Raw genomic sequence first — 8,096 nt, forward strand, 5'->3', positions numbered from 1 at the left:
AGCCCCCCCCCGCCAGCGCTCGCCCCCCCCCCCCACCCCCCAACCACACCCCCACCCCCCCCCCCCACACCACCCCACTTCGGGGCCCTGGCGGGCGTGACGGGCTAGGGAGTGGGGTCGCGACTGGGACGGGGGCCTGCGCCGGATGGTTAGCAATGCTCAGTGCCGCGTTTAGTCCGCTAACTGCAGCTCGGGGTGGCCGGCCAAGTGCGTTTAGCGGGCTAAACGCACTTGGGGGCAGCGGGGAGGGGGCGGGAGGGCAGAGATGGGGAGTTATCGCGTTGGGTGTTAAGTCTGGGGAAGAAATCTGGTAAAAAGAGGGAGTGAGCGGTGACGCAGGTGTCGTGAGCTGGGGGTGGCGTGTCTAGGACCCGGCCCTCGGACGCCTCCATCGAGCAGCGGCGCAGGGAGATCCTCGACCACGTCATCGAGCACGGCGAGGCCCGCATCGACGACCTCACCGCGCTTTTCGGCGTCAGCCTGATGACGATGCACCGCGACCTCGACGACCTTGCCGACCGCCGCCTGCTCCGCAAGCTTCGCGGCCGGGTCGAGGCCTACCCGGCCTTCACGATGGAGAACGCCGCCCGCTTCCGCGGCACCGTCAACCTCGCCGTGAAGGAAGCGCTCGCCGACGCCGCCATCCGCCAGGTCGAGCCCGGCCAGACCGTCTTCGTCGACGACTCCACGACGTTGTTTCCCCTGGTCCGCAGGCTCGCCGAGGTCGAGGGCCTGACCGTCATCACCAACTCGCTGCACGCCGCGCGCCTGCTGGGCCCCAAGGTCGACGTCGTCCTCGCCGGCGGCCGGTTCCACCACGAGTTCGACTCCTGCATCGGCCCCGACGTGCTCGCCCTGCTCGAGCGCATCCACGCCGACGTCGGGTTCGCGTCGGTCTCCGCGGTCGCCGTCGGCAGGCTGTATCACCCCGATCAGGACTACGCCGAGCTCAAGAAGGCCGCGCTGCGCACGAGCAACCGGAACGTCCTCGTCGTCGACCATTCGAAGTTCGGCCGCACCGCGACCTTCGCGCACGGCGTCGTCGGCGACTACGACCTGCTCATCACCGACGAGTCGACCCCCACCGAGGAGATCGAGGCCGCGCTGAACGCGAGCACGGCCGTCGAACTCGTCGAGTACGTCGAGGAGGGCCAACCGTATGACAGCTGACACGCTGGTCGCCGGTGTCGATTCATCGACACAGTCCACCAAGGTCGTGGTGTGCGATGCGCGCACCGGCGAGATCGTCCGCACCGGCCGGGCCGCGCACCCGGACGGCACCGAGGTCGACCCCGCTGCCTGGTGGGACGCGTTCACACAGGCGACGCACGGCCTGCTCGACGGCGTCGAGGCGATCGGTGTCGCCGGTCAGCAGCACGGGCTCGTCACTCTCGACGAGGGGAGCAACGTCGTCCGTCCCGCACTGTTGTGGAACGACAACCGGTCGGCGCAGGCCGCCGTGGACCTTTGCGACGAACTTGGCGGGCCGGAAGCATGGGCGCAGGCGGTCGGACTTGTCCCGGTCGCGAGCTTCACGATCACCAAGCTGCGCTGGATGGCCGAGCGTGAACCCGAGCTGGCCGATCGCGTCGCCCGCGTCCTGCTCCCGCACGACTGGCTGACGTGGCGCATCCTCGGTGAGCGCGGAGCGCCCGTGACCGATCGCGGTGACGCCTCCGGCACCGGCTACTACTCCGCGGCTGAAAGCGCTTACCGGACCGACCTCCTCAAGCACGCCTTCGGCCGGACCCCGGAGCTGCCCACGGTTCTCGGCCCCGCCGAAACCGCGGGGCACACCGAGGACGGCGTTCTCGTTTCGGCGGGCACCGGCGACAACATGGCCGCCGCGCTTTCCCTCGAACTCGGCCCCGGCGACGTCGTCGTTTCGCTCGGTACCAGCGGCACGGTGTTCGGTATGTCGGCCACCGCGCCCGCGGACGCCACCGGCACGGTCGCCGGATTCGCCGACGCCACCGGGAAATTCCTGCCGCTCGCCTGCACGCTCAACGCCGCTCGGGTGCTCACCGCGAGCGCCGCGATGCTGGGTGTCGGCCAGGACGAGTTCGACCGGCTCGCACTGGCCGCCGAACCGGGTGCGGGAGGGTTGACGCTACTGCCCTATTTGGACGGTGAGCGCACGCCGAACCTCCCTGACGCCAACGGTTCCCTGATCGGGCTCACCCGGGCGAACATGACTCCGGAGAACCTCGCGCGCGCCGCCGTCGAGGGCATGCTGTGCGGGCTCGCGGCCGGGCTGGACGCGGTGCGCGAGCAGGGGCTCGACGTCCGTCGCGTGCTGCTCATCGGCGGTGGTGCGCAATCCGCCGCCGTGCGCGAGGTCGCGCCGATCGTGTTCGGCGTTCCCGTGAGCATCCCGCCGGTCGCCGAGTACGTCGCGGTCGGTGCCGCGCGGCAGGCCGCGTGGGCGCTCACGAGCACCGAAGAACCGCCTGCCTGGCAAGGAAAGACGCGGCTCGCGCTGGACGAGCCGACCGAAGCGCAGCGCGCCGAGGGCCGCCGCATCCAGTATCGACACCTCGAGGCGCGGGAAGCCGCGCACGGAATTCCCGCGAAAATCGGAGAGGACTGAACCGATGGCCAGCATCACCTACGACAAGGCGACCCGGCGTTACCCCGGCGCCGAGCGGCCCGCCGTCGACGCGCTCGAACTGGAGATCGCCGACGGCGAATTCCTCGTGCTGGTCGGGCCTTCCGGCTGCGGCAAGTCGACGAGCCTGCGCATGCTCGCCGGGCTGGAGGACATCGACGAGGGCGCCGTGTGGATCGGCGACCGGGACGTAACCCAGTTGCCGCCCCGTTCCCGCGACATCGCGATGGTGTTCCAGAACTACGCGCTGTACCCGCACATGACGGTGGCGCAGAACATGGGCTTCGCACTGAAGATCGCCGGACGGCCCGCGTCGGAGATCAAGCAAAAGGTCCTCGACGCGGCGAAACTGCTGGACATCGAGCAGTTCCTCGACCGCAAGCCGAAGGCGCTTTCCGGCGGCCAGCGGCAGCGTGTCGCGATGGGCCGGGCGATCGTGCGGGAACCGCAGGTGTTCCTGATGGACGAGCCTCTGTCCAATTTGGACGCCAAGCTGCGGGTGTCGACCCGGACCCAGATCGCCGCGCTGCAGCGGCGTCTCGGCGTCACCACGGTGTACGTCACGCACGACCAGGTCGAGGCCATGACGATGGGTGACCGTGTCGCGGTGCTCTCGGACGGTCTCCTCCAGCAGTGCGACACCCCGCGTGCGCTCTACGACAAGCCCGCGAACGCGTTCGTCGCCGGGTTCATCGGCTCGCCCGCGATGAACCTCGTCACGGGCAAGCTCACCCAGGACGGCGCCGAGCTGGGCGGTGCGCGCGTGCCGCTGCCCCGCGACGTCATCGCCGCGGCCGACGGGGACACCGTCACGATCGGGTTCCGGCCGGAGTCGCTGGAGGTCACCGGGTCCGCGGACGGCACGCTGCCGATCAAGGTCGACCTCGTCGAGGAGCTGGGCTCGGACGCCTACGTCTACGGCAAGCTCGCCGAATCGGACGCCGAAGGCACGAAGTCCAACGTGGTCGCCCGTGTGGATCCGCGCACACCGCCCGCCATGGGCGACACGCTGCACCTGCGGATCCGGCCCGACGAGCTGCATGTGTTCTCCGCCACCACCGGGTCGCGCCTGTCCTGACCTGGACACATGGGAAACTGGGGGTCGTTATGACTCCCAGTTTCCCGCGTGCCGAGGCCGTGATCGACCTCGACGCCGTGCGCCACAACGTCTCCCTGCTGGCCGAGCGCGCCTCCGGCGCGGCGCTGATGGTGGTGGTGAAGGCCGACGCGTACGGCCACGGCGCGCTGCCGGTCGCGCGCGCCGCGATCGAGGCGGGCGCGACCTGGCTCGGCACCTGTTCCCTCGGCGAGGCGCTGGAGCTGCGCCGCGCCGGGATCACCGCGCGGCTGTTCAGCTGGCTCGACGTTCCCGACGTCGACTTCGCTCCCGGCATCGAAGCGGACATCGACCTCGACGCCAGTTCGATCGGCGAGCTGCGGCGCATCGTGGATGCCGCGCGGCAGGTGGGCACCCGCGCCCGGGTGCACCTCAAGATCGACACCGGGCTTTCGCGTAATGGCTGCCCGCCCGCGCTGTGGGCGGAGCTGGTCGAGGAGGCGGCGGCGGAACCGCTGATCGAGGTCGTCGGGATCTGGTCGCACCTAGCTTGCGCCGACGAGCCGGGGCACGCGTCGATCGACCTGCAGGCCAAGCGTTTCGACGAGGCCTACGACGTCGCGCGGGCGGCCGGGCTCGACCCGATGCGGCACATCGCGAACTCCGCGGCGGTGCTGACCCGGCCCGATCTGCACTTCGACCTGGTACGCCCCGGAATCGCGGTGTACGGGCTGAACCCGGTACCCGCCGACGAGGACCTGCGCCCGGCGATGACGTTCCGGTCGTCGGTGGTGCTGACCAAGCGGATAGCGGCGGGCGAGTCCGTGTCGTACGGGCACACCTGGACGGCGGAACGCGACACGACACTCGCGCTCGTGCCGTGTGGTTACGCCGACGGGGTACCGCGGACGTTGTCCGGTCGCCTGGACGTCTGGCTCGGCGGGCGGCGGCGCCCGGTCGCCGGGCGGGTCTGCATGGACCAGCTGGTGGTGGACTGCGGGGATGACGAACCCGAGATCGGCGCCGAGGTCGTCCTGTTCGGCGCCGGAGCCGGCGGGGCGCCGACAGCTCGGGAGTGGGCGGACAAGCTGGGCACGATCGACTACGAGATCGTGACGTCGATGTACCGGCCGCGGGTGCGGCGGAGGTATCTGGGGGACCGCTCGTGATTCCTTCACGACGACTGCTGGCCATCGCCGGCGGGGTCGGTGCCGTGGCCACCGGGACCGCCGCCGCCATCGCGGTCGCCGCGCAGCAGCGGCGGCACAGTGAGGACGCACTCGTGGACGAGCCGTTGGGGGAGCTGAAGCCGGACCGGACGTCGACGGTCGCGGCGGAGGACGGAACGCCGCTGTCGGTGGAGGAGGTCGACCCCGCGGACGGTGGGAAACCGGAGCTGACCGTGGTCGGCGTGCACGGGTTCGCGCTGTCGCGGAAGTCGTGGCATTTCCAGCGTCGTGATCTGGCGTCGCTGACGTTGCCGCGCGTGCGGCAGGTGTACTACGACCATCGCGGGCACGGGCAATCCGGCGAGGCGTCGACCGTGGCGAGCACGATCGAGCAGCTGGCGCGCGATCTTGACGGCGTGCTGCGGGCGGTGGTGCCCGAGGGACCCGTCGTGCTGATGGGACATTCCATGGGCGGCATGGTGATCATGGAACTGGCGGCGGAATTCCCCGAGCTGTTCGAGGATCGGGTGTGCGGCGTCGCGTTCATCGCCACGGCGGCGGGCGAGGTCGGAGCCCGTGGGCTGCCGCGCTCGCTGCTGTCGAAGTACAACCCGCTCACGAAGGGCGTCGGCGGGTTGGCAGGCTGGCAGCCGGGGCTCGTCGAGTTCGTCCGCGCGGCCGGTGGTCAGCTGACGCGGCAGGCGGTGCGGCGGCTGGCGTTCGGCAGCCGGGACGTCTCGTCGCGGCTGGTCGACTTCATGCTCGAAATGCTCGCCGTGACGCCGGTGCGAGGGCTGATCAACTTCGTCGACACGCTTGGCAGTCACAACCGGTACGCGGCGCTGGCCGGGCTCAAGCACGCGCAGGTGCTGGTCATCGGGGGCGACTCGGACAAGTTCACGCCGTTCTCGCACGCCGAGCGGATCGCCGGGGAGCTGCCGGACGCGGAGCTGGTGCGGGTGCGCGGTGCGGGGCACATGGTGCAGCTGGAGCAGCCGGAGCTGGTGAACAGTCATCTGATCGATCTGGTGCAACGGTGTGCCGGGGTGGACGGCGAGTCCTCCGGGCGGAGCTGGTGGTGGAAACGCGCGTGAAGTACGAACTCTCGACTCCTGATTCGACGATGGCCTTCGGCCGTTCGCTCGGTCGTTCGCTGCGTCCTGGTGACCTGGTGCTGCTGTCCGGGCCGCTCGGGGCGGGGAAGACGACCATGACGCGGGGGATCGCCGACGGGCTCGGTGTCGGCGGGCGTGTCAGCTCGCCGACGTTCGTGCTCGCGCGGGTCCATCCCGCGGGGGCTTCCGGTGTGCCGCTGGTGCACGTCGACGCCTATCGGCTCGGCGGGGATCTGGCCGAGCTGGACGATCTGGACCTGGACGCGGATCTGGAGCGCTCGGCCGTCGTCGTCGAATGGGGCGAGGGGGCGGCGGAGCGGCTGTCGTCGGACTACCTCGTCGTCCGGCTGGAGCGTCGCGAGGACGACGTCCGGATCGTCGCGCTGGAACCCCACGGCACGTGGTCGGCCCGGGCCGCCGACCTGCGTTTAGCGGGCTAAACGCAGTCCGGCCACCCACCTACCTGCGTCCCCTGCCGCCTGCCGCGCGCTGCCGCCCCGAGCGCAGTTAGCGGGCTAAACGCGGCGCTGAGCATGGCTAAGTATTCGGCGGGTGCGCCTCGTGGGCCCGGTCGGTCTGGGCTCGACGCGCGTGCGACCCCGGCGGATGCGTTTAGCAGGCTAAACGCATCCGTGCAGGTCAGCGGGTTATGTAGGGCTGCTAAGGACCGCGTTTAGCCCGCTAAACGCGCTTGGCGGGGCCCACGACGGCGCGGGCGACGCCCAGAGCGACGAGGTCCTGGGGGCGAAGGCGCAGCCGGTCCGCGAGGGCGGGGACCTCGGACGCCGGGAGCTTGAGAATCGACGCCGCGGCCTCGGGCGACGTCACCGAGAAGTACGCATCGGGCGTGACCCACGTCGACCCCGGCGCCGCGAAGGCGAGCGCGCCGCCCGAGCCACCTTCGCCGATCACGAGCGTGGTCACGGGCGTGGTCACGGGCACCGAACCAACGGACCGAGACCCGGCACCAGAGCCAGAGCCCGACATCGCCGTCGCGATCGCCTCGAACAGCTCCGCGATGGCCGCGCCCGCGCCGGCCTGTTCCGCCGCCGCGTCGTTGGCCGCCCCCGGCGTGTCCACCAGCGTCAGCACCGGCACGCCGAGCCGCGAAGCGAGCCGCACCAGCCGCGCCGCCGTCCGGAATCCGGCCGGGGACGTCGCGGTCCCGCACTGTGCGGCGAACGCGATCGCACGCCCGTCCCGCCAGCCGAACCCGCACGACACCCCGGCATCGACGCCTCCGCAGCGGTCGCCGCTGACCTCTTCCCGCCAGTCGAAATAGGCGTCGAGATACTCGGCGGCGCGAGGACGCGAAGCGGCCCGCGCGGCCTGAACGGCCTCCCACCCGGTCGACGGCAGCGACACCGCTCGTAACGCCGAGGGCGGATCGGCGGGGACATCCGAACGCGAGGTCAACAGCCGGACCCAGCGTTCCAACGCACTGGCCAGCTGCTCCGGCGGCACGATCTGGTCCACCTGGCCAGCGTCGAACTTCGCCTCAGCCGTGTACGCCTCCGAAGGCGCGTCGGCGGGCCGCACTCGTGACCCGGCGAAACCGACCTGCGCGCCGGGCAATGCGAGGACGACGTCGGCGCCCGCGCCGAGCGTCGCCCAGCCGCCCCCGGTCGTCGGGTCGCGCAGCACGGAGATCTGCGGGATGCCGTTCGCGCGCGCCCGCGCCGCTGCCCGCGCGAGCCGCTGCAGCTGGGTGAGCGCCCGCATACCCTGCTGCATCCGGCTTCCCCCGGTCGCGATGAGGGACACCACCGGCAGCCGCAGCGCCCGGGCCTGCTCGAACGCCGCCTCGATCCGGTCGCCCGTGCGCTGGCCGAGCGAGCCGCCGAGATAGCCGAACTCGAACGCGATCAGCATCGCTTCGGCAGCACCGAGCTTCGCGGTTCCGCACACGACGGACTCGGACTCGCCACTGCGCTCAGCGGCGGCGCTGCGCGCGTCGCGGTAACCCGGCCAGCCGATGGGCCCGTCCACGGGCTCCGCGGTGTGCTCGACCACGAGCTCGCGGAAATCGGTCGAAACCAGGTCGACGATCTCGCGGGCGGGCAGCCTAGCCACCGAGGGCTCGCTTCATGACCTTCCCCATGTCGTTGCGTGGCAACGCGTCGAGGTACCGGACGACCCGCGGCCGA

General features: G+C 71.1%; 7 protein-coding genes. 6 read left to right on the forward strand and 1 reads right to left on the reverse strand.

Translation table 11 applies throughout. The annotated features are described in order from the left end of the window. The first annotated feature begins 360 nt into the window (after positions 1–360). The 6 genes from ACFWY9_RS38285 to tsaE are packed head-to-tail and all read left to right on the forward strand — an operon-like array spanning position 361 to position 6,389. Positions 361–1,170, forward strand: coding sequence for a DeoR/GlpR family DNA-binding transcription regulator (locus ACFWY9_RS38285; RefSeq protein WP_378331255.1), 810 nt, complete (start codon positions 361–363; stop codon positions 1,168–1,170). Beyond that, positions 1,160–2,590, forward strand: a complete 1,431-nt coding sequence (gene xylB, locus ACFWY9_RS38290; RefSeq protein ID WP_378331256.1) for a xylulokinase — start codon at positions 1,160–1,162, stop codon at positions 2,588–2,590. Before ACFWY9_RS38285 ends, xylB begins: the two co-directional genes overlap by 11 nt. 4 nt (positions 2,591–2,594) lie before the next feature. After that, positions 2,595–3,686 (forward strand): ABC transporter ATP-binding protein, encoded by a 1,092-nt coding sequence (locus ACFWY9_RS38295; RefSeq protein ID WP_378331257.1) that lies wholly within the window; start codon positions 2,595–2,597, stop codon positions 3,684–3,686. Between the two features lie 29 nt (positions 3,687–3,715). Next, a complete protein-coding gene (gene alr, locus ACFWY9_RS38300) occupies positions 3,716–4,834 on the forward strand; it encodes an alanine racemase (protein ID WP_378331258.1) in 1,119 nt (372 codons plus the stop codon). Continuing rightward, positions 4,831–5,928, forward strand: a complete 1,098-nt coding sequence (locus ACFWY9_RS38305; RefSeq protein WP_378331259.1) for an alpha/beta fold hydrolase — start codon at positions 4,831–4,833, stop codon at positions 5,926–5,928. The genes alr and ACFWY9_RS38305 overlap by 4 nt, the downstream gene beginning before the upstream one ends. Beyond that, on the forward strand, positions 5,925–6,389 hold the full coding sequence (tsaE, locus tag ACFWY9_RS38310; protein ID WP_378331260.1) for a tRNA (adenosine(37)-N6)-threonylcarbamoyltransferase complex ATPase subunit type 1 TsaE: 465 nt from the start codon (positions 5,925–5,927) through the stop codon (positions 6,387–6,389). Before ACFWY9_RS38305 ends, tsaE begins: the two co-directional genes overlap by 4 nt. 241 nt (positions 6,390–6,630) lie before the next feature. On the opposite strand, the gene ACFWY9_RS38315 is transcribed toward tsaE, so the two are convergent. Then, positions 6,631–8,022: a carboxyl transferase domain-containing protein gene (locus ACFWY9_RS38315; RefSeq protein WP_378331261.1), complete on the reverse strand. Its 1,392-nt coding sequence runs from the start codon at positions 8,020–8,022 to the stop codon at positions 6,631–6,633. Between the last annotated feature and the right edge of the window lie 74 nt (positions 8,023–8,096).

The organism is Amycolatopsis sp. NPDC059027, from assembly GCF_042739735.1.
In the GTDB taxonomy this organism is placed as follows: domain Bacteria; phylum Actinomycetota; class Actinomycetes; order Mycobacteriales; family Pseudonocardiaceae; genus Amycolatopsis.

Excerpts from the sequence above, each read along its gene's own strand:
- ACFWY9_RS38295 (WP_378331257.1), top strand. The coding sequence starts at position 2,595 with ATGGCCAGCATCACCTACGACAAGGCGACCCGGCGTTACCCCGGCGCC.
- alr (WP_378331258.1), top strand. The coding sequence starts at position 3,716 with ATGACTCCCAGTTTCCCGCGTGCCGAGGCCGTGATCGACCTCGACGCC.
- xylB (WP_378331256.1), top strand. The coding sequence starts at position 1,160 with ATGACAGCTGACACGCTGGTCGCCGGTGTCGATTCATCGACACAGTCC.